Here is a 20,057-nt window from a genome sequence, read left to right as displayed (position 1 = left end):
AAGATGGGGCTCGGCAGGACAGGGCCCCCACCACAGGGCCGAAGAAGAGCGGCCGGACACCAGCCGCCGCGCGGGTCTCGGACGACCGGCGTACGGCGCACATGCATGGAGGACGTGACGTGGCGAACGACGCCAGCACCGTTTTCGACCTAGTGATCCTCGGCGGTGGTAGCGGTGGTTACGCCGCGGCCCTGCGCGGGGCTCAGCTGGGCCTGGACGTCGCCCTGATCGAGAAGGACAAGGTCGGCGGCACCTGCCTGCACCGGGGATGCATTCCCACGAAGGCCCTGCTCCACGCGGGCGAGATCGCCGACCAGGCCCGCGAGAGCGAGCAGTTCGGTGTGAAGGCCACCTTCGAGGGCATCGACATCGCCGGGGTGCACAAGTACAAGGACGGCGTGATCTCCGGCCTCTACAAGGGTCTGCAGGGTCTCGTCGCCTCCCGCAAGGTCACCTACATCGAGGGTGAGGGCCGTCTGTCCTCCCCGACCTCCGTCGATGTGAACGGCCAGCGCGTCCAGGGCCGTCACGTCCTGCTGGCGACCGGCTCCGTGCCGAAGTCGCTGCCGGGCCTGGAGATCGACGGCAACCGCATCATCTCCTCGGACCACGCCCTCGTCCTGGACCGTGTGCCCAAGTCCGCGATCATCCTGGGCGGCGGCGTCATCGGCGTCGAGTTCGCCTCCGCGTGGAAGTCCTTCGGCTCCGACGTCACCGTCATCGAGGGCCTGAAGCACCTGGTCCCCGTCGAGGACGAGAACTCCTCCAAGCTCCTCGAGCGCGCCTTCCGCAAGCGCGGCATCAAGTTCAACCTGGGCACCTTCTTCTCGAAGGCCGAGTACACCCAGGACGGTGTCAAGGTCACCCTCGCCGACGGCAAGGAGTTCGAGGCCGAGGTGCTGCTGGTGGCCGTCGGCCGCGGCCCCGTCTCCGCCGGTCTCGGCTACGAGGAGCAGGGCGTCGCGATGGACCGCGGCTACGTCCTGGTCGACGAGTACATGCGCACCAACGTCCCCACCGTCTCCGCCGTGGGTGACCTGGTCCCGACGCTCCAGCTCGCGCACGTCGGCTTCGCCGAGGGCATCCTGGTGGCGGAGCGTCTGGCCGGACTGAAGACCGTTCCGATCGACTACGACGGTGTCCCCCGGGTGACGTACTGCCACCCCGAGGTCGCCTCCGTGGGCATCACCGAGGCCAAGGCCAAGGAGATCTACGGTGCGGACAAGGTCGTCGCTCTGAAGTACAACCTCGCGGGCAACGGCAAGAGCAAGATCCTGAACACCTCGGGCGAGATCAAGCTCGTCCAGGTCAAGGACGGTGCCGTGGTCGGCGTCCACATGGTCGGCGACCGCATGGGCGAGCAGGTGGGCGAGGCCCAGCTGATCTACAACTGGGAAGCCCTCCCCGCCGAGGTCGCCCAGCTGATCCACGCCCACCCGACGCAGAACGAGGCGCTCGGCGAGGCCCACCTGGCCCTCGCGGGCAAGCCGCTGCACTCGCACGACTGACCCCTCGGTCGACGAAGCGACGATCCAGACTTCCGCAATCGTTAAGGAGCAACAGAAACCATGGCGGTTTCCGTAACCCTTCCGGCGCTCGGCGAGAGCGTCACCGAGGGCACTGTCACCCGCTGGCTGAAGGCCGAGGGTGAGCGCGTAGAGGCCGACGAGCCGCTGCTCGAGGTCTCGACCGACAAGGTCGACACCGAGATCCCCTCCCCCGCCGCGGGCATCCTGGCCTCCATCAAGGTCGCCGAGGACGAGACCGTCGAGGTCGGTGCCGAGCTGGCGCTGATCGACGACGGCACGGGCGCGCCCGCCGCCGCCCCCGCCCCGGCCGCCGAGGAGGCTCCGGCCCCGGCCCCCGAGCCCGCCGCGGCCGCGCCCTCCACCGAGCAGGAGGCCCCCGCGCCGGCCCCGACCGCCGAGGCGGCCACCGGCGGCGGCTCCGCCGAGGGCACCGACGTGGTCCTCCCGGCGCTCGGCGAGTCCGTCACCGAGGGCACCGTCACCCGCTGGCTGAAGGAGGTCGGCGACTCCGTCGAGGCCGACGAGCCGCTGCTCGAGGTCTCCACGGACAAGGTCGACACCGAGATCCCCGCGCCCACCTCCGGTGTGCTGCTGGAGATCACGGTCGCCGAGGACGAGACGGCCGAGGTCGGCGCCAAGCTGGCCGTCATCGGCGCCCCGGGTGCCGCTCCGGCGGCCGCCCCGGCCGCACCGGCTCCGGCGCCCGCCGCCGCTGCCCCGGCCGCCCCCGCGCCCGCCCCGGCCGCCCCCGCGGCTCCGGCCCCCGCGCCGGCCGCCCCCGCCGCACCGGCTCCGGCGCCCGCCGCCGCCGCGCCGGCCGCGCCGGCTCCCGCGCCCGCTCCGGTCACCCCGGCCCCGGCCGCCGCGCCGGCCGCGTCGGCGGCCACCAAGGCCACCGACGAGGGCGCCTACGTCACCCCGCTGGTGCGCAAGCTCGCCGCCGAGAACGGTGTCGACCTGGGCTCCGTCAAGGGCACCGGCGTCGGCGGTCGTATCCGCAAGCAGGACGTCATCGCCGCCGCCGAGGCCGCGAAGGCCGCCGCCGCTGCCCCGGCTCCGGCCGCCGCCGCCCCGGCCGCCGCCCCGAAGAAGGCGCCGAGCCTGGAGGCCTCCCCCCTCCGTGGCCAGACCGTCAAGATGCCGCGCATCCGCAAGGTCATCGGCGACAACATGGTCAAGGCGCTGCACGAGCAGGCGCAGCTGTCGTCGGTCGTCGAGGTCGACGTCACGCGTCTGATGAAGCTGCGTGCCCGGGCGAAGGACTCCTTCGCGGCCCGCGAGGGCGTCAAGCTCTCCCCGATGCCGTTCTTCGTCAAGGCCGCGGCCCAGGCGCTGAAGGCGCACGCGCCGATCAACGCCAAGATCAACGAGGGCGAAGGCACGATCACCTACTTCGACACCGAGAACGTCGGTATCGCGGTGGACTCCGAGAAGGGCCTGATGACCCCGGTCATCAAGCACGCGGGCGACCTCAACATCGCCGGTATCGCGAAGGCCACGGCGGAGCTGGCCGGCAAGGTCCGCGCCAACAAGATCACGCCCGACGAGCTGTCCGGCGCGACCTTCACGATCTCCAACACGGGTTCGCGCGGCGCGCTCTTCGACACGATCATCGTGCCGCCGGGCCAGGTCGCGATCCTCGGCATCGGTGCCACGGTCAAGCGCCCGGCGGTCATCGAGACCGAGGAGGGCACGGTCATCGGCGTCCGCGACATGACGTACCTGACCCTCTCCTACGACCACCGTCTGGTCGACGGCGCCGACGCGGCCCGTTACCTGACGGCCGTCAAGGCGATCCTGGAAGCAGGCGAGTTCGAGGTCGAGCTCGGTCTGTGACCTCTCTGACCAGGGGCTTCTGAACAGAGGCCGCTGATCTCGGTACGACGGTGCCCCGTCCGGAGTCCTCCGGGCGGGGCACCGGTGCGTCGGCGCCGACCGCGGCCGGGCGGGGAACCGCCGTCGAGCGTGGCCGGTACCGGTCTTTACAAACCGGCCTCCAGGGGGCGTGTAAGTCTCGTCTCACCTGCGCGAAAGCACCCCCGTGCGCCTCTCCACCGGAGGGCCGCGGCTTTATTGTCTAGAGGTCAACGCCCTTGGGGTTCTGTCCCCCGCCGAAGGAGCCCGCATGACCACCGCGCCCGTCGTCCACTCGCTGCGCGAACAGATCCGCGAGCACATCGTGGAGGGGATCGTGAGCGGGCGGTGGAAGCCGGGCGAGCGGATCGTGGAGCGGCGGATCGCGACGGAGCTGGAGGTCAGCCAGACGCCCGTGCGGGAGGCGCTGCGCGAGCTGGAGTCGCTGCGGTTGATCGAATCCGCGCCGAACAAGGGCGTACGCGTGCGGAACCTGACGGCGGCCGACCTGGAGGAGAGCTACCCGGTCCGGGCGGGCCTGGAGGCGATCGCGGCGGAGCTGGCGGCGGAGCGGCTGGCGGAGGACTGCTCGGCGCTGGAGCCGCATGTGGCCGCGCTGTACGAGGCGGACCGGAACGCGGACGGTACGTCCCAGGTGCGGCACACGGTGGCGTTCCACCGTGAGCTGGTGCGGGCGGCGGGGAACTCGGTGCTGCTGCACACGTGGGAGGGGCTGGGGATCGAGGTCTTCACGGCGCTCTCGATCCGGTGGCTGGGGACGGTTCAGCAGTCCTATGCGGAGGAGCACGAGGAGCTGGTGGCGGCGTTCCGTCGACGTGACCCTCGGATCGCGGACCTGGTGAAGGCGCATGTACTGGGCTGCGCCCCGCACACTGACGACGAGCCGGAGTAAGGGCGCGACGAGCCGGAGTAAGGGCGCCCAGTAGCTCGGGGGTGCGGTTGGAGGCTGCGGGTGCGTGGGGCTTCTCGCGCAGTTCCCCGCGCCCCTGAAAAGCAGGGGCTGCGCCCCATGCTTTTCAGGCCCGCAGGGCCTGGTCGTTGTCTTTCAGGGGCGCGGGGAACTGCGCGAGAAGGCCCACGCGCCGGCAGCCGCCCACGCACCGCACCCCCCACCCCTTGAGCGAACACCCGCTCAAACGCCGCCCCACCTGCACAAACCCGGGATCACCACGGCACCCGGTGTCTCCGCCGGAGGCACCCCGTGCCGACTTTCTCGTGATCAAGATATTTTGCCCGCAACCCTTTGATCGATCATCGATCAGCGGGTTACAGTCGCCGACGGGCTTCCACCGAAGCCCCAGCCCTGTCCTGCCAAAGACCAAGGGCACCCCCGAACCCTTACCGATGAGGGAACCCCCTTCGACTGAGGAAGGCGGCGCAATGACCGACTCCCACGCCATCCAGCCGAGCGCGCTCGACCAGCTCCCCGACCGGGACCCGGAGGAGACCGCCGAATGGCAGGCCTCGCTGGACGCCGTCACCAAGGCGGCCGGCCCGCACCGCGCGGCGTACCTGATGCGCCGCACCCTGGAGCGTGCGGAGGGCAACGGCATCGCGCTGCCCAAGCTGCTCGAGACGGACTACGTCAACACCATCCCCACCGCCGCCGAGCCGGGCATCCCCGGTGACGAGGCGATGGAGCGTCGTATCACCGCGTGGAACCGCTGGAACGCGGCCGCGATGGTCACCCGTGGCTCCAAGTACGGCGTCGGCGGCCACATCGCCACCTTCGCCTCCGCCGCCTGGCTCTACGAGACGGGCTTCAACCACTTCTTCAAGGGCAAGGAGGCCGACGGCTCGGGCGACCAGCTCTACATCCAGGGCCACGCCTCCCCCGGCATCTACGCCCGCGCCTTCCTCGACGGCCGGCTGAACGAGTCCCACCTGGACAACTTCCGCCGTGAGTCGGGCGGCGACGGCCTCCCGTCGTACCCGCACCCGCGCCGTCTGCCCTGGCTGTGGGAGTTCCCGACGGTGAGCATGGGCCTCGGCCCCCTCTCCGCCATCTACCAGGCGCGCTTCAACCGCTATCTCACCAGCCGCGGCATCAAGGACGTCTCGAACTCCCACGTCTGGGCGTTCCTCGGCGACGGCGAGATGGACGAGCCGGAGTCGACGGCCGCACTCGCGCTGGCGAGCCGTGAGGGTCTCGACAACCTGACCTTCGTCATCAACTGCAACCTGCAGCGCCTCGACGGCCCGGTCCGCGCCAACTTCAAGATCGTGCAGGAGCTGGAGGCCCAGTTCCGGGGCGCCGGCTGGAACGTCGTCAAGACGCTCTGGGGCTCCGCCTGGGACGAGCTGTTCCAGCTCGACACGACCGGCGCGCTCGTCCGCCGCCTCCGCGAGGTACCGGACGCGCAGGTGCAGACGTACCAGACCCGCGACGCCGCCTACATCCGCCAGGACTTCTTCGGCAAGGACCCGGCGCTCGTCGAGATGGCGAAGCTGCTCAGCGACGACAAGATCCTGGAGTGCTTCCACCTCTCGCGCGGTGGTCACGAGGCGCGCAAGGTGTACGCCGCGTACAAGGCGGCCGTCGAGTTCAAGGGCGCGCCGACCGTCATCCTGGCCCAGACCGTCAAGGGCTTCACGCTCGGCGAGGGCTTCGCGTCGAAGAACGCCAACCACCAGATGAAGAAGCTGTCGACGGACGAGTTCAAGCAGATGCGTGATCTGCTCGAACTCCCCATCAAGGACAGCGACTTCGTCGACGGGGTCGTGCCCTACGGCCACCCGGGCGCCGACTCCCCCGAAGTCCGCTACCTCCAGGAGCGCCGCGCCGCCCTCGGCGGTCCCGCCCCGGCCCGCCGTACGCACGCGCTGGCCCCGCTGCCGGCCGCCGCCGACAAGACCTTCGCCTCCTTCGACAAGGGCTCCGGCTCGCAGAACGTGGCGACGACCATGGCCTTCGTCCGCCTGGTCAAGGACCTGGTCCGCGACAAGCAGACCGGGCGGCGCTGGGTGCCGATCGTCCCCGACGAGGCGCGCACCTTCGGTATGGAGTCGCTCTTCCCGTCCCTCGGGATCTACTCCCCCAAGGGCCAGACGTACGAGCCGGTCGACCGCGACCAGCTGATGTACTACAAGGAGGCCAAGGACGGCCAGATCCTCAACGAGGGGATCACCGAGGCCGGTTCCATGGCCGACTTCATCGCCGCCTCGACGTCGTACGCGACGCACGGCGAGGCGATGATCCCGTTCTACATCTTCTACTCGATGTTCGGCTGGCAGCGCACGGCCGACCAGATGTGGCAGCTCGGCGACCAGCTCGGCCGCGGCTTCCTGGTCGGCGCGACGGCCGGTCGTACGACCCTGACGGGCGAGGGCCTCCAGCACGCCGACGGCCACTCGCCGGTGATCGCGGCGACCAACCCGGCGGCGCTGACGTACGACCCGGCGTTCGCCTACGAGGTCGCGACGATCGTCAAGGACGGTCTGCGCCGGATGTACGGCGAGGCCGCGCCGGACGAGGACCCGAACGTCTTCTACTACCTGACCGTCTACAACGAGCCGCTGCCGCAGCCCGCGAAGCCGGCCGCGGCCGGGGTGGACGAGGGCATCGTCAAGGGCCTGTACCGCTTCAACACGGCCGAGTCGGCGGGGCTGTCCCCGGTGGCGAACGCGCCGCGTGTGCAGCTGCTCGGCTCCGGTACGGCGATCCACTGGGCCCTTCAGGCGCAGAAGCTGCTCGCGGAGGAGTGGGGTGTGGCGGCCGACGTCTGGTCCGCGACGTCCTGGAGCGAGCTGCGGCGGGACGCGCTGGAGGCCGACGCGGCGCTGCTGCGCGGGGAGGAGCGGGTGCCGTTCGTGCGGCAGGCGCTGCAGGGGGCGGAGGGGCCGGTGCTGGCGGTCTCCGACTACATGCGGCAGGTTCCCGACCAGATCGCGCAGTGGGTGGAGCAGGACTACTCGTCGCTGGGGGCGGACGGGTTCGGGCTGTCCGACACGCGTGAGGCGGCTCGTCGGCACTTCGGGGTCGACGCGCAGTCGATCGTGGTGGCGGTGCTGGCGCAGCTCGCGCGCCGTGGAGAGGTCAAGGCCACGGCGGTGAAGGAGGCGCGGGAGCGGTACGGGTTGTAGGGGGCGGGCGCCGCCTTATGGCTCGGGGGGCGCGGGTTCGTCGGCGGGTGCGGCTCCGGTGGGGGCTTCTCGCGCCGCTCCCCGCGCCCCTGAAAAGCAGGGGCTGCGCCCCGTGCTTTTCATCGAAGGGCCGAAGGTTCCTTCAGGGGCGCGGGGAACTGTGCGAGAAGCCCCCACCCACCCGCGCCCGAAGAACGCACCCGACAACCCACCCCCTTTTGTCACCCGGACCGGCATCATGGCCGCATGCGTGCTGCCCGGCTGATCAAGATGGTGTTGTTGCTTCAGTCCCGGCCCTCCATGACCGCCGCCGAACTCGCGCGGGAGCTGGAGGTGTCCGAGCGGACGGTGACGAGGGACGCCCAGGCGCTGTCGGAGGCGGGGGTCCCGGTCTACGCGGACCGGGGGCGGGCCGGGGGCTATCGCCTGATCGGCGGATACCGCACCCGGCTGACGGGACTGGCCCGCACCGAGGCCGAGGCGTTGTTCCTCAGCGGTGTGCCGGGCGCGCTGCGGGAGATGGGGTTGGAGGACGCGGCCTCCGCCGCCCGGCTGAAGGTGTCGGCCGCCCTTCTCCCCTCCCTGCGTGACGCGTCCCGCACGGCCTCCCAGCGGTTCCACCTCGACGCGCCGAGCTGGTTCAAGGAGCCGAAGACACCCGAGCTGCTGCCCACCGTGGCGGACGCGGTCTGGGACGACCGCCGGATCGTCGCGCGGTACCGCAAGCGTCACACCGAGGTCGAGCGCGCCCTGGAGCCGTACGGTCTCGTGCTCAAGGCGGGCGTCTGGTACCTGTGCGCCCGTGTTCCCGACGCGGAACCGCCCTCCGGCCCCGGCGCCCGGCCGGGTGCGGGGGTCTTCCGTACCTACCGCATCGATCGCTTCACCGGCGTCGACACCGTCGACGAGCGCTTCACCCGTGACGAGGCGTTCGATCTGCCGGCCCACTGGGACGAGCAGGCGGAACGATTCGCCAGGTCGATCCTGCGCGCCGAGGTCGTCGTGCGGCTGTCGGCGGAGGGAGTGCGGAGGCTGCCGCACGTCGTGGATCCCGTCTCGGCCCGCGACGCGTTGAGCGCCGTGGCCGACACCCCCGACGAGCACGGCCGGGTGACCGTGGCCCTCCGCGTGGAGTCGGAGGACGTGGCGTACACCCAGCTCACCGCGTTGGGAGCGGAGGTCGAGGTGCTGGCTCCCTCCGCGCTGCGGGAGCGCTTCGCGGACGACGCGCGCCGGCTGGCCGAGCTGTACGAGGCTTCGTGACCCAAGAATGGGTCGTTCTCCACGTGCGTCCCACCCGCCCAGGCCCGATGCTGGACCAGTGATGGACGAGACGGAGTTCTGGGAGTTGGTGGACACGGCCCGCGAGGACGCCGAGGGCGATCCCGAGGACCAGGCCGACCTGCTCGTGGAACGGCTCGGCCGGCTGGACCCGGAAGCGGTCCTGGACTTCGCCCGGCACTTCGAGTCCCGCTACAACCGCGCGTACACCTGGGATCTCTGGGGCGCCGCCACGGTGTTGCTGGGCGGTGCCAGTGACGACGCGTTCGACTTCTTCCGGTGCTGGCTGATCGGCCAGGGCCGGGAGGTGTTCGAGGGGGCGGTGCACGACCCCGACGCGCTCGCCGATCTGCTGGACGACTTCGACGAGGAGATCGACGGGGACGCCGAGGAGCTGGGGTACGCCGCGGACGAGGCGTACGAGCAGCTCACGGGTGTGGTCGCCCCGGACCTCGGCATCCCGCCCCCGCCCGGCGAACCCGAGGGGACCCCGCTCGACTTCGAGGACGACTCCGCGCTCGCGGAACGCTGCCCGAAGCTCTGGGAGCGCTTCCGGCCCTAGGCCGGCCGGGGACCCTCGGGGTCAGACGCGCAGTCCGCGGTGCGGCGTGCGTGGCAGGTAGGCGTACTGCTCGGTGGTGTACGGGCCGCCGTGGTGGCGTCGCTCCTTGCCCGGGGCCGGGTGTTCGGGGGCCGAGGCCCCGTGCGGGGGCGCTGAGTTGGCGCGTTCCAGCGCGGACGCGGTGACGGCGGACGGGCCGAGCACGACGACGACGGTCGCGCAGGCCACCGTCCATGGGCTCCGCAGGGCCGAGGCCCAGGACTTCTTCGCGTCACGGGACGTGTTCTTCGTACGGCTGCCGATCATTTTCCCCACCTCCGGTCGGTGTGACGACCATGAAGGTAGGGCGCGGATCTGGGAGAACTCTGTGAGGCGGGGGCGCGCTGTCTGTGAACCTGATGAGCGATCGGGCGAACAGAGGGGTCAGGGGCGGCCCTGGAGGCGGGCCGCCAGTTCACGGATCGCGGGGAGGCGCTCGGCGAGGGCCTCCCCGGGGCAGCTGGTCATGTAGCCGTCGCTGTGACCCGCGAGGGTGGGCAGCAGGACCGTGGTGCCGGCGGCGTAGCGGCTGAGGCTGTTGCTGGAGGTGAGCCGGACGCTGCCCCGGGGGTCGATGTCGGAGAGTCCCAGCTTCCAGGCGGCGAGCGCGGCGATCGCGTCGGTCATGGCCTGCGGGACGGGGACGCCCGCGGTGAAGGTGCCGAGCGCGGCGATACCGGAGGTGCGGTGGTTGAAGCCCTGGGTGTGGGCGCCGACGACGGGGCGGTCGACGCCGCCCGCGCGGCCCTCGTAGATGGTGCCGCAGCGGTCGACGAGGAAGTTGTAGCCGATGTCGTCCCAGTGCTTGGCGTCGGTCTGGCCGGTGTAGAGGCCGCGGATGATGCGGGGCGCGTCGGCGCAGTCGTAGCCGTTCGGGGAGTCCGTGTGGTGGATGAAGACGGCGGCGACCTCGTCGTCGTAGCGGGCGGCCGGCCGGCTGGGCGCTTCCTTCTCCAGCCAGCGGGCCCTGGGCACGATGGGGGGCCGGGGCGCCCGGTGCGGCGGCGCGGGCTCGGCCGCGGCGGGCCCGTCGGTGCGCCCGGCCGAACGGTCCGCGCCGATCGCGTACAGCACCAGGGCGAGGACGGTCGCCAGCACGGGCAGACAGGCCAGCAGCATCAGGACGGGCCGGGGCAGGTCCACACGCTCCCGGGCCAGGCGCATCCGCTCCCGCACCCGGCGCGCACGCTCGCGGGCCGGTCGCGCACGCTCGCGGGCCGGTCGCGTGCGGTCGTGGGCCGGTCGCGTGCGGTCGTGGGCCGCGCCCGGGGCCGGGCCCGTGCCGTCGGCGGCCGGGCCAATGCCGTCGTGGGACCGGCGCGGCCGCCGCCGGGACGGGTCCGGGGCGCGCGGGGTCCGTGTGCGGCGGCGCCCCGCACGGAGCAGCCGCCGTATTCGCGCCCCCCGCGACATCCGGAACACACGCATGGCCCCAGAGTCACCCGGATGTACGCCGGCCGCGATGTGGAGTGGGCCACCCGGTGGAAGCGGAAGGAACCAACGCCGTGGTCCGGGGCGTTTTCACTCTTCGGGGCACACGCGGCACGGTGGTGGCCGGTTCGCGCGGCCCCACCCGGGGTGCGGTGCGCTCACAGCTGATCACTGCACCCGTGCCGCGCGTACTACAGGGTCCCTAGAGAGAGGCGGTCGGAGTGGACGTGCTCGACATCCTGCTGATGCTGGTGATCCTGGCCTACGCGGCGTCCGGTTACCGTCGCGGCCTGGTCGCGGGATGTGTGTCCCTCGCCGGTTTCGTGGGCGGCGCGGCGATCGGTGTCTGGGTGCTGCCCTGGATGATGGAGCTGGTGGAGGCGGGCACCCCGGCGGCGACGGTCACGGCGGTGCTGACGGTCCTGGTCCCGGGAGTGATCGGGCACGAGCTGGCCGGCCGGCTGGCGCTGCGGCTGCGCCGGGAGATCGACCGCAGTCCGCTGCGGGTGGCCGACGGTGTCGGCGGGGCCGCGGCCAACACGGTCGCCGTGCTGATCGTGGCGTGGGTGGCCGCGAGCGTCCTCGCAGCCTCCTCGTCGGCGGTGGTGACCAACTCGATCCGTAACTCCGCGCTGCTCGGCGCCGTGCAGAACACCATGCCGGAGACCACCCCGGCCTGGTTCTCCGACGCCACCTCGGCGCTCACCGAGGCCGGCTTCCCGCAGGTCTTCAACCCCTTCGAGAACGAGGCGACGGCCGAGGTGGCCAAACCCTCCGGCGACAGCGTCACCGCGGCCGCGACCGGCGCCGCCAAGCGCAGCACGGTGAAGATCGAGGGCGTGGCGGGCACCCAGGGCCGCGAGGGCAGCGGCTTCGCGTACGCCACCGAGCACGTGATGACCAACGCCCACGTGGTGGCCGGCATCGACGAGCCGAGCGTGCGGGTGGGCGGTGTGGGCAAGGCGTACGAGGCGAAGGTGGTGCTGTTCGATCCGGACAAGGACGTGGCGGTCCTGTACGTCCCTGGTCTGAGGGCCCCGCTGCTGCGCTTCGACGACAGCGCAGGGCGCGGTGACGCGGCGGTGGTGGCCGGTTATCCGGAGGACGGCGGCCTGGACCTCCAGGCGGCCACGGTCGCCAGCCGTATCGACGCGACCGGCCGGAACATCTACAACACCGACTCGGTGACCCGCGACATCTACTCCATCCGCTCCACCGTGCGCCCCGGCAACTCCGGCGGCCCGCTCCTGACCACCGACGGCCGGGTCTTCGGCGTCGTCTTCGCCCGTTCCACCTCGGACGCGGAGACGGGTTACGTGCTCACCGTGGACGAGGTCCTCCCCGACGCGGAGCGCGCCGCGAACGCGACGGCGGCGGTGGACACGGGCGAGCTCGTGACCTCGTGACGCGGTCACGTCTGAGCGGGGCTGTTCAGAGCCGACGGCCCATCAGCACGTCGTCCACGTAGGCCCCGTCGATCAGGAACTCCTCCGGCAGGACGCCTTCCACGACGAAGCCCTCGGACTCGTAGAGCTTCCTGGCGGGGGTGTTGTGGCCGAGGACCCGCAGGGTGAGCCGGCGGGCGCCGCGTCGGCGGGCCTCGTCCTGCGCGGCGCGCAGCAGGGCACGGGCGACCCCCGAGCCCCGCGCCTCGTCCGCGACGGCCAGACCCTGGATCTGGCGGACATGGGCGTGGCAGGCGAGTCGGGAGGGCAGGGCGAGGCGGATGTACCCGACGACGTCGCCGCCGATCTCGGCCACCAGATGGTCGTGGGGGCCGTAACGCTCGTTGAAGAACGGCTCGTGCGGCTGTGTGGGTCGTTCCTGGACGGAGTGCAGGGTGGACCAGGTCTCGCGGTCGAGACGACCGAGCGTGTCCTCGTCGTCCGAGGTCGCGAGGCGTATGTGCGGAACGGGCATGGCGGTCACTGTACGACCGTGGCACGGCGGCCGGGCGGCCGGTTCGCGCCGGTGCGGTCGCCCCGGTCCCACGCCCGCGCCGTCCGCCGGGCAGGATGGTGGGCATGACCGATGAATCGCCCGTTCCGCCCGGTTCTCGTATCGCGATCGCCGGTGCGTCCGGCCTGATCGGTTCGGCTCTGGACCGTTCCCTCACCGCCGACGGCTACGAGGTGCTCCGGCTCGTGCGACGGGAGCCCCGGGCCCGGGGCGAGGTGCGCTGGGACCCGGACGCGGGCCGGGTCGACAGGGCGGGGCTCGCGGGGTGCGCGGCCGTCGTGAACCTGGCCGGCGCGGGGGTCGCGTCCCGCCGCTGGACGGACGCGTACAAGGCGACGATCCGCGAGAGCCGGGTACGCGGCACCCGGACGCTCGCCGAGGCCGCCGCCGCCCTCGACACCCCGCCGAGCGTGTTCGTCAACGGCAGTGCGATCGGGTTCTACGGCTACACGGGTGACCGGGTGGTGGACGAGTCGGCGGAGCCGGGGGCGGAGTTCCTGTCCGCGCTGTGCGTGGAGTGGGAGGGGGCGGCCGGGGTCGCGCGGGAGGCCGGGATCCGTACGGCGTTCGCCCGTACGGGGCTGGTGGTGGCCCGGGGCGGGGGTGCCTGGGGTCCGCTGTTCCCGCTGTTCAAGGCCGGGTTGGGCGGGCGGATGGGGGACGGCCGCCAGTACTGGAGCTTCATCTCCCTGCACGACGAGGTCGCGGCGCTGCGGCACCTGCTCTTCACGCCGTCCCTGTCCGGGCCGTTCAACCTGACGGCGCCGACCCCGCGCACCAACCGGGAGATCACGGCGGCGATGGGGCGCGTGCTGCGCCGGCCCACCCTGTTCACGGTGCCGGCGCCCGCGCTGCGGCTCGCCCTCGGGGGCGTCGCCGGTGATGTCCTGGGCAGCACGCGGGCGGTTCCGAAGCGGTTGCTGGAGTCGGGCTTCACGTTCACGTATCCGGAGATCGACGACGCGATTCGGGTGGCGGCCGGGGGGTAGTGGGCGGCGGGGGTGCGTTTCCGGCTGCGGGCCCGGTGGGGTCTGGTCGCGCAGTTCCCCGCGCCCCTGAAAAGGCGGGGCTGCGCCCCTGCCTTTTCGGCCCGAAAGGGCCGTAGGACCTTGAGGGGCGCGGGGAACTGCGCGAACGGCCCCCACCCAGCCGCACCCGCCCGACAACCGCCGCCCCCCGGACGCCCGGCGCACGAACCCCCCGCCCATGCCCCCGTGCGAGGTCACACGCTCCTTCCCCGGGACCCGCCCCCACCTTCACTCTCGTGCCGAACTCAGGTATTTCAGATGGGTGTTGGGGGCATAACGTCCCCGCAGCCGCGCGACCTCGGGAGGGGCACGTGCTTGAGTCGGTGCACCAGTCGGCGTACCAGGCGGACACGCGGGACGTGGACGTCATCGTCGTAGGAGCCGGCGTGGCCGGCCTCGCTGCGGCCGGACATCTGACCAGGGCGGGTCTGCGGACCCTCGTCCTGGAGGCCGCCCCCGCCGTCGGCGGCCGTATGTCGACCGAGAAGATAGACGGCTTCCGTCTCGACCGGACGACGCATCTGCTGTCCACGTCGTACCCGGAACTGCGGCGTACCCCGGGCATGGAGATGCTGCCCTTGCGCCCGTTCGCCCCCGGCGTCCTGCTGCACTCCGACGGGCGCCATCAGCGGGCCGGCGCCACCCCCGTCCTGCGAAGCGCGAGGGGCGCACTCACGGCCGCGCGCGCCCTCGCAAGCGCCCCCAGGCTCCCCAGGAACCAGGGCCGCGCGCAGGCCCGTTCCACGGGCACCCGACCCGGCCGGCTGGGCGCCCCCGCCGATCAGTCCCGGCTGGCCATGGCGCTGGCCCGGCTCGCCGCGACCGCGCCCGAACGGCTCCTCGCCCGCGCGGAGGTCCCGGCCTCCCAGGCCCTGGCGACCCGGGGTTTCCCGCCCCGGACGATCGACGGTTTCGTCCGTCCCCTGCTGACCGCGCTGCTCGCCGACCCGGCGCTGACGACCTCCAGCCGCTGCGCCGATCTGGCCCTGCACACGTACGCGACCGGCCGGCTCTGCGTCCCGGAGGGCGGCGCCGACACCCTGCCCGAACTCCTCGCGGCCGCGCTGCCCCCGGGCTCGGTCCGCACGGGGGTGCGGGCGACCGCCATCAGCACGACCTCGGTGACCACGGCCGACCACGGTGAACTCGCCTGCCGGGCCGTGGTGCTGGCCACGGACGCCCGGTCCGCCGCCGCTCTGCTCCCCGGTCTGCGCGTGCCGGGGTTCCACCCGGTGACGGTCCTGCACCACGCCACGGACGAGCCCCCGTCGGCCGAACCGGCGCTGCTCCTCGACGCCGACCGCAGCGGACCCGTCTCGCACACGGCGGTGATCAGCCAGGTCGACCCGAGCCGGGCTCCGGCGGGCCGCGCCCTGATCACCTCCACGGTCCTCGGCACTCCCCCGGACGCCGCGCACCTCGACGCCACGGTCCGTGCCCAACTGGCCCGTCTCTACCGGACGTCCACGACCCGCTGGGAGCTGCTCGCCGCGTACCACGTCCCCGAGGCGGTCCCCGCGATGCCCGCGCCGCACGATCTGCGGCGTCCGGTGCGGCTCCTCGCCGGTCTCTACGTCTGCGGCGACCACCGCGACACCAGCACCGTGCAGGGCGCGCTGCACTCCGCCCGCCGGGCCGCCCACGCCGTCCTGACCGACCTGGACGCCCACCCCACGTTCCTGGAGGAGCCGCTGGAAACGGCCGCGTGAGACCGCGCGGGGCCACCGGGGCCACCGGGGCCCATGGGGGCCCGTGGAGACCCGTCCACGGCCCCAGGAGCCTCGTGGGGCGGCGTGGACGGCTTGAACGGCACAGGGGCGCCCGGAGTTTCCGCCGGGCGCCCCTGTCGTCTGCCGCGCGCCTACATCAGCGCCGCCACCTTGTCCCGGTAGCCCCGGACCGGGGCGGCGTCCCGGTACGGCTCCAGGCGGCGTTCGAAGTCGCGGACGTACTCCACGGCCCTGACCGACCGCATCTCCGCGGCCTGGCCCGCGGCCTCCGCGCCGAGCTGGCAGGCCTGGTCGAGTTCGCCGAGGCCGAGGCGGGCGGAGGCGAGGACGACCCGGCAGAAGAGGCGGCTGCGGGCGTAGGCGGGAGCCCGCAACTGCAGGGAGCGCTCGGCGTGTTGGGCGGCCGCCCGGTACTGCTGGAGGTCGCGGTGGCTGTGGCCGAACTCGTCGGCGAGCTGCGCCTCGTCGAAGAACCGCGCCCAGTACGGCACTTCGTCCCCGGGGCGGGCCGTCTCCAGGGCGCGTTCGGCACGGACCAGCGCGGCCGTGGAGGCCCGCACCTCGCCCAGCACCGCGTGCCCGCGCGCCTCGACGGAGTGCAGCAGCGACTGCACCACCGGCGGCACGGCCGACCCGACGCCCTGCTGGGCGACGCGCGCGAGCTGCACGGCCTCCCGCCCGTGCCCCAGGTAGACCGCCTGCCGGCTCATCGTGACGAGCACGTACGCCCCGTACGCCCGGTCCCCCGCCGCCTGCGCCAGCCTGAGCGCCTGCACGAAGTACCGCTGGGCGAGCCCGTGCGCGCCGATGTCGTACGAGGTCCAGCCGGCCAGCCGGGTCAGGTCGGCGGCGGCCGCGAACAGCCGTCGGCCGATCTGCTCGCCGTAGGCGCCGCGCAGCATGGGCTCGGCCTCGTGCTCCAGGTAGCGCACGAGGGCCTGGCGGGCGTGGCCGCCGCCGTAGGCGTCGTCGAGGGCGCGGAACAGCTCGCCCACCGAGCGGAGGGCGGCGATGTCCCCGCCGGTGACCTTCTGGCCGGGGCCGCGCTCGGTCTGGCTGCGCTGCCGGGGGACGGCCGGGCGGCCCTGCGGGGGGACCCGGGTGGCGCCCGGATCACCCCGGCCCACCCGGTCGTCGGCGCGGCCGATCAGCCAGTCGCGGCTGGGGACGACCAGCCCGGCCGGGGTGAACGCGATCTTGCGGAGTTCGGCGTGGCTGCCGGAGTCCTTGCGCCACAGGCCGCCGACGATGTCGATGGCCTCCTCGGGGGTCGCGGCGAACTCCAGGCCCGCGTAGACCGGGGCGCAGGCGTCCAGTCCGAGATCCTGGGCGGTGAGGCGGCGGCCGAGGCGGCGGGTGAACACCTCGGCGATGAGTGCGGGTGTCGTCCCCCGGGGCTGCTGACCACGCAGCCAGCGGGTGACCGACGTCTTGTCGTATCTGAGGTCGAGGCCGTGTTCGAGACCGAGCTGGTCCACACGGCGCGCTAGTCCCGCGTTCGAGAACCCCGCTTCTGCGATGAGGGCGGCGAGCTGGCGGTTGGGGGTGCGCTGCGCGGGTCGTTCCGTCATCTGCGGTGCGGTCTCCTGCCTTCCGGGTGTCGGCGGGGTTTCCCGGATTGCCTGGTGAGAAGCCTTTTGCGGCCTGGTGAACGGCGCGAATGTAGCGGAGAGTAAGCACCCGATCGCACACTTCCGCAACCATTCATCCGATCGTGTGAGGATTTGCCGCACGGCTGACGTGGCCGGTCTCCGACATGCGCCGGCTGAGCCCCTCGTACGCCCGGCGGCCACGACGTACGACGAGCGTCGGCCCGCACCCCCGCGCCCCGTACGACGGCCGGCGGAGACCGCTCGAACAGGTCGCGGTCGTACGGTCGTACAGTGGCTTGGGCGCGTCACGCGCCTGACAGAGCCACAGGGCTATCGCGGTGCCGCCGCTCGGCGGTACCGCCGAGGGAGGCGCTTGCCGTGAGTGGGTTGCGGTTCGTCCGCATGGGGTTCGGTACGGAGGCCGTCGAGTACCAGGCGGCCTGGGACGAGCAGCGCCGGGTGCACGCGGCGCGCTTCGCGGACGAGGTCCCCGACACCGTGCTGCTCCTCGAGCACCCGCCGGTCTACACGGCCGGGCGGCGCACGGCCGACAACGAGCGCCCCCTCGACGGCACCCCCGTGATCGACGTCGACCGCGGCGGCAAGATCACCTGGCACGGCCCGGGGCAGCTGGTGGGCTACCCGATCCAGAAGCTGCCCCGGCCGGTGGACGTGGTGGCCCATGTGCGCCGTCTCGAGGAGGCGTTGATCCGTACGTGCGCGGAGTTCGGCGTCGAGACGACCCGGGTCGAGGGCCGCAGCGGGGTGTGGGTGCTCGGCGATCCGGTCGAGCAGCGGCTCGGCGGGCTGTCGCTGCACCTCGACCCCCGGCTGACCGACGACGAGTTCGACCCCCGGATGAACGGGCCGGAGTACGCGCCCTCCAACGCCGGGCAGCGGCGGGAGGACCGGAAGATCGCGGCGATCGGGATCCGAGTCGCGAAGGGGGTCACCATGCACGGCTTCGCGCTGAACGTGAACCCGGACAACAAGTGGTTCGACCGGATCATCCCGTGCGGGATCCGGGACGCGGGGGTGGCGTCGCTCGCGGGCGAGCTGGGGCGGGACGTGACGATCGCCGAGGTGCTGCCGGTGGTCGAGCGCCATCTGCGGGAGGTGCTGGAGAACGCGGACCTGAAGCCGCGGGTGGTGGAACGGGCGTCGGCGTAGCCGGGGCCAGGGCGGGGCCGAGGCGCGTTGTCGGGCGCGGGCCCGGTGGGGCTTCTCGCGCCGTTCCCCGCGCCCCTGAAAAGCCGGGGCTGCGCCCCGAGCTCTTCGCCCGAAACGGCGAGGGAATGTCACCCCGAAGCCGAAGGTTGCCCACCCCGGGGACCGAGAACCGTACGGGCGTACCCTGGTGGACGCCGAAGAATCGAAGCACAGGGAGCCGATGTGTCCGCAGTCGCACCCGACGGACGCAAGATGCTGCGCCTGGAGGTCCGGAACAGCCAGACCCCCATCGAGCGCAAGCCCGAGTGGATCAAGACCCGGGCGAAAATGGGCCCCGAGTACACGAAGATGCAGGGCCTCGTGAAGAGCGAGGGGCTCCACACCGTCTGCCAGGAAGCCGGATGCCCCAACATCTACGAGTGCTGGGAGGACCGTGAGGCCACGTTCCTGATCGGCGGGGACCAGTGCACCCGGCGCTGTGACTTCTGCCAGATCGACACCGGCAAGCCCGAGGCGCTGGACCGCGACGAGCCCCGCCGCGTCGGCGAGTCCGTGGTCACCATGGACCTGAACTACGCCACCATCACCGGCGTCGCCCGCGACGACCTGGAGGACGGCGGCGCCTGGCTGTACGCCGAGACCGTGCGCCAGATCCACCAGCAGACCGCGCAGCGCGCGGACGGCCAGACCAAGGTCGAGCTGCTGGCGCCCGACTTCAACGCCGTCCCGGAGCTGCTGGAGGAGGTCTTCGCCTCCCGCCCCGAGGTCTTCGCGCACAACGTGGAGACGGTCCCCAGGATCTTCAAGCGCATCCGCCCCGGGTTCCGCTACGAGCGCTCCCTGAAGGTCATCACCGAGGCCCGTGACTACGGTCTGGTCACGAAGTCCAACCTGATCCTCGGCATGGGCGAGACCCGCGAGGAGGTCAGCGAGGCGCTCAAGCAGCTGCACGACGCGGGCTGCGAGCTGGTGACCATCACCCAGTACCTGCGCCCGAGCGTCCGGCACCACCCCGTGGAGCGCTGGGTCAAGCCACAGGAGTTCGTCGAGCTGAAGCAGGAGGCCGACGAGATCGGCTTCTCCGGTGTGATGTCCGGACCGCTGGTCCGCTCCTCGTACCGTGCCGGCCGGCTGTACCAGATGGCCGTCGAGAAGCGCGGCACGTACGTCGCGTCGCAGGCCGTCTGACCCCGCTCGCCGCCCCTTCCAGGCCCGCCCCTGGCCGTTCCTGACCCCTTCCAGGCCTGCTCCTGGCGCTAGGCCGAATGGCACGGAGTGCCACCCGATTCGTGTGAATCTGAGCACAAGGGGCTACTCGTCGGTAATGGCCGATTGACCGCGGTCCTGACCGTCCTCGCAGATAGAGGGCAGCGTCAGGGCCGCGTCGAGGTTTAAAGGCCGCGCAGCAAGGCTTCACTGGCGTTTGACCGGTCGGTCATGCCCTGGTAACACCAATGAGTGACCCTGGTTTCACGCCCGGTACAGGGTCCTAGCCAGAGCAGCCATCCCGAGGGGGGACCTCCCATGCAGGCCGCACCCGTTCGTGCCACAGCGATCCCGTCGTTCACCGATGCACTCCGTGCCGTCGAGTCGCTGCTCATGAGCAGTGGTCAGCGCACCGCCCGTCGCAATGCCTGGACCTCCGTCCTGGAGGACCGCCGCCGCGCCAAGGACCGCGTCGAGACCGAGCGCGTCCTCGAGGCGGCCGTCGCCTCGCGCACCTCCTGACGACGGCCGCCGCACCACGCCGGCACCGCCGCCGCCCGGCGCCGCTTCCC

Annotated in this window: 16 protein-coding genes; 12 read left to right on the top strand and 4 right to left on the bottom strand. The window is 72.3% G+C overall.

The genetic code is table 11. The annotated features are described in order from the left end of the window. The first annotated feature begins 119 nt into the window (after window positions 1-119). The 6 genes from lpdA (at window position 120) to ACZ52C_RS02290 (ending at window position 9,330) form a co-directional block, all read left to right on the top strand. The gene (gene lpdA / locus ACZ52C_RS02315; protein ID WP_469072998.1) at window positions 120-1,508 is read left to right on the top strand and encodes a dihydrolipoyl dehydrogenase; all 1,389 of its coding nucleotides are present in this window, start codon (window positions 120-122) and stop codon (window positions 1,506-1,508) included. 60 nt (window positions 1,509-1,568) lie between these two features. Continuing rightward, the gene (sucB, locus tag ACZ52C_RS02310) at window positions 1,569-3,365 is read left to right on the top strand and encodes a 2-oxoglutarate dehydrogenase, E2 component, dihydrolipoamide succinyltransferase (RefSeq protein ID WP_469072997.1); all 1,797 of its coding nucleotides are present in this window, start codon (window positions 1,569-1,571) and stop codon (window positions 3,363-3,365) included. Window positions 3,366-3,654: 289 nt separating this feature from the next. Beyond that, a complete protein-coding gene (locus ACZ52C_RS02305) occupies window positions 3,655-4,296 on the top strand; it encodes a GntR family transcriptional regulator (protein ID WP_469072996.1) in 642 nt (213 codons plus the stop codon). A gap of 488 nt (window positions 4,297-4,784) precedes the next feature. Continuing rightward, window positions 4,785-7,487 carry a pyruvate dehydrogenase (acetyl-transferring), homodimeric type gene (gene aceE / locus ACZ52C_RS02300; RefSeq protein ID WP_469072995.1) on the top strand — a complete coding sequence of 901 codons (2,703 nt, stop codon included), beginning with the start codon at window positions 4,785-4,787 and terminating at the stop codon, window positions 7,485-7,487. A gap of 246 nt (window positions 7,488-7,733) precedes the next feature. After that, window positions 7,734-8,750, top strand: coding sequence for a helix-turn-helix transcriptional regulator (locus tag ACZ52C_RS02295; protein ID WP_469072994.1), 1,017 nt, complete (start codon window positions 7,734-7,736; stop codon window positions 8,748-8,750). 61 nt (window positions 8,751-8,811) lie between these two features. Continuing rightward, window positions 8,812-9,330 (top strand): DUF4240 domain-containing protein, encoded by a 519-nt coding sequence (locus ACZ52C_RS02290; protein ID WP_469073413.1) that lies wholly within the window; start codon window positions 8,812-8,814, stop codon window positions 9,328-9,330. Between the two features lie 21 nt (window positions 9,331-9,351). Here the strand turns inward: ACZ52C_RS02290 and ACZ52C_RS02285 are convergent, their stop codons facing one another. Both ACZ52C_RS02285 and ACZ52C_RS02280 read right to left on the bottom strand, forming a co-directional pair. After that, a complete protein-coding gene (locus ACZ52C_RS02285; RefSeq protein WP_469072993.1) occupies window positions 9,352-9,636 on the bottom strand; it encodes a hypothetical protein in 285 nt (94 codons plus the stop codon). A 117-nt stretch (window positions 9,637-9,753) separates the two neighbouring features. After that, a complete protein-coding gene (locus ACZ52C_RS02280; RefSeq protein WP_469073412.1) occupies window positions 9,754-10,533 on the bottom strand; it encodes a peptidoglycan recognition protein family protein in 780 nt (259 codons plus the stop codon). A 488-nt stretch (window positions 10,534-11,021) separates the two neighbouring features. Here ACZ52C_RS02280 and ACZ52C_RS02275 point away from each other — a divergent pair, with 488 nt between their 5' ends. Beyond that, on the top strand, window positions 11,022-12,206 hold the full coding sequence (locus ACZ52C_RS02275) for a MarP family serine protease (protein WP_469072992.1): 1,185 nt from the start codon (window positions 11,022-11,024) through the stop codon (window positions 12,204-12,206). Window positions 12,207-12,231: 25 nt separating this feature from the next. Here the strand turns inward: ACZ52C_RS02275 and ACZ52C_RS02270 are convergent, their stop codons facing one another. Next, window positions 12,232-12,720, bottom strand: a complete 489-nt coding sequence (locus ACZ52C_RS02270) for a GNAT family N-acetyltransferase (protein ID WP_469072991.1) — start codon at window positions 12,718-12,720, stop codon at window positions 12,232-12,234. Window positions 12,721-12,824: 104 nt separating this feature from the next. On the opposite strand from ACZ52C_RS02270, the gene ACZ52C_RS02265 reads away from it, so the two are divergent. Both ACZ52C_RS02265 and ACZ52C_RS02260 read left to right on the top strand, forming a co-directional pair. Beyond that, window positions 12,825-13,748, top strand: a complete 924-nt coding sequence (locus tag ACZ52C_RS02265) for a TIGR01777 family oxidoreductase (RefSeq protein WP_469072990.1) — start codon at window positions 12,825-12,827, stop codon at window positions 13,746-13,748. A gap of 350 nt (window positions 13,749-14,098) precedes the next feature. Further along, window positions 14,099-15,496 carry an NAD(P)/FAD-dependent oxidoreductase gene (locus tag ACZ52C_RS02260; RefSeq protein ID WP_469072989.1) on the top strand — a complete coding sequence of 466 codons (1,398 nt, stop codon included), beginning with the start codon at window positions 14,099-14,101 and terminating at the stop codon, window positions 15,494-15,496. A gap of 152 nt (window positions 15,497-15,648) precedes the next feature. Here the strand turns inward: ACZ52C_RS02260 and ACZ52C_RS02255 are convergent, their stop codons facing one another. Next, window positions 15,649-17,088 (bottom strand): regulator, encoded by a 1,440-nt coding sequence (locus ACZ52C_RS02255; protein WP_469072988.1) that lies wholly within the window; start codon window positions 17,086-17,088, stop codon window positions 15,649-15,651. A gap of 399 nt (window positions 17,089-17,487) precedes the next feature. Between ACZ52C_RS02255 and lipB the strand changes: the two genes are divergently transcribed. The 3 genes from lipB to ACZ52C_RS02240 all read left to right on the top strand — a co-directional run bounded on the left by lipB (window position 17,488) and on the right by ACZ52C_RS02240 (window position 20,007). After that, complete coding sequence (lipB, locus tag ACZ52C_RS02250) at window positions 17,488-18,279, top strand: lipoyl(octanoyl) transferase LipB (protein ID WP_469072987.1); 792 nt, start codon at window positions 17,488-17,490, stop codon at window positions 18,277-18,279. A 222-nt stretch (window positions 18,280-18,501) separates the two neighbouring features. Next, window positions 18,502-19,467: a lipoyl synthase gene (gene lipA / locus ACZ52C_RS02245; protein WP_469072986.1), complete on the top strand. Its 966-nt coding sequence runs from the start codon at window positions 18,502-18,504 to the stop codon at window positions 19,465-19,467. Between the two features lie 336 nt (window positions 19,468-19,803). Beyond that, a complete protein-coding gene (locus ACZ52C_RS02240; protein WP_033527460.1) occupies window positions 19,804-20,007 on the top strand; it encodes an SCO2195 family GlnR-regulated protein in 204 nt (67 codons plus the stop codon). Window positions 20,008-20,057: the final 50 nt, after the last annotated feature.

It is taken from the genome of Streptomyces sp. NPDC034049 (genome assembly GCF_055575575.1).
The sequence above is the reverse complement of the archived record's forward strand: the minus strand, read 5'-3'. Positions and strand labels throughout refer to the sequence as shown.

Excerpts from the sequence above, each read along its gene's own strand:
- ACZ52C_RS02280 (WP_469073412.1), bottom strand. The coding sequence starts at position 10,533 with ATGCGCCTGGCCCGGGAGCGTGTGGACCTGCCCCGGCCCGTCCTGATG.
- ACZ52C_RS02265 (WP_469072990.1), top strand. The coding sequence starts at position 12,825 with ATGACCGATGAATCGCCCGTTCCGCCCGGTTCTCGTATCGCGATCGCC.
- aceE (WP_469072995.1), top strand. The coding sequence starts at position 4,785 with ATGACCGACTCCCACGCCATCCAGCCGAGCGCGCTCGACCAGCTCCCC.
- ACZ52C_RS02255 (WP_469072988.1), bottom strand. The coding sequence starts at position 17,088 with ATGACGGAACGACCCGCGCAGCGCACCCCCAACCGCCAGCTCGCCGCC.
- ACZ52C_RS02305 (WP_469072996.1), top strand. The coding sequence starts at position 3,655 with ATGACCACCGCGCCCGTCGTCCACTCGCTGCGCGAACAGATCCGCGAG.
- ACZ52C_RS02295 (WP_469072994.1), top strand. The coding sequence starts at position 7,734 with ATGCGTGCTGCCCGGCTGATCAAGATGGTGTTGTTGCTTCAGTCCCGG.
- ACZ52C_RS02290 (WP_469073413.1), top strand. The coding sequence starts at position 8,812 with ATGGACGAGACGGAGTTCTGGGAGTTGGTGGACACGGCCCGCGAGGAC.
- ACZ52C_RS02285 (WP_469072993.1), bottom strand. The coding sequence starts at position 9,636 with ATGATCGGCAGCCGTACGAAGAACACGTCCCGTGACGCGAAGAAGTCC.
- ACZ52C_RS02270 (WP_469072991.1), bottom strand. The coding sequence starts at position 12,720 with ATGCCCGTTCCGCACATACGCCTCGCGACCTCGGACGACGAGGACACG.
- ACZ52C_RS02240 (WP_033527460.1), top strand. The coding sequence starts at position 19,804 with ATGCAGGCCGCACCCGTTCGTGCCACAGCGATCCCGTCGTTCACCGAT.
- sucB (WP_469072997.1), top strand. The coding sequence starts at position 1,569 with ATGGCGGTTTCCGTAACCCTTCCGGCGCTCGGCGAGAGCGTCACCGAG.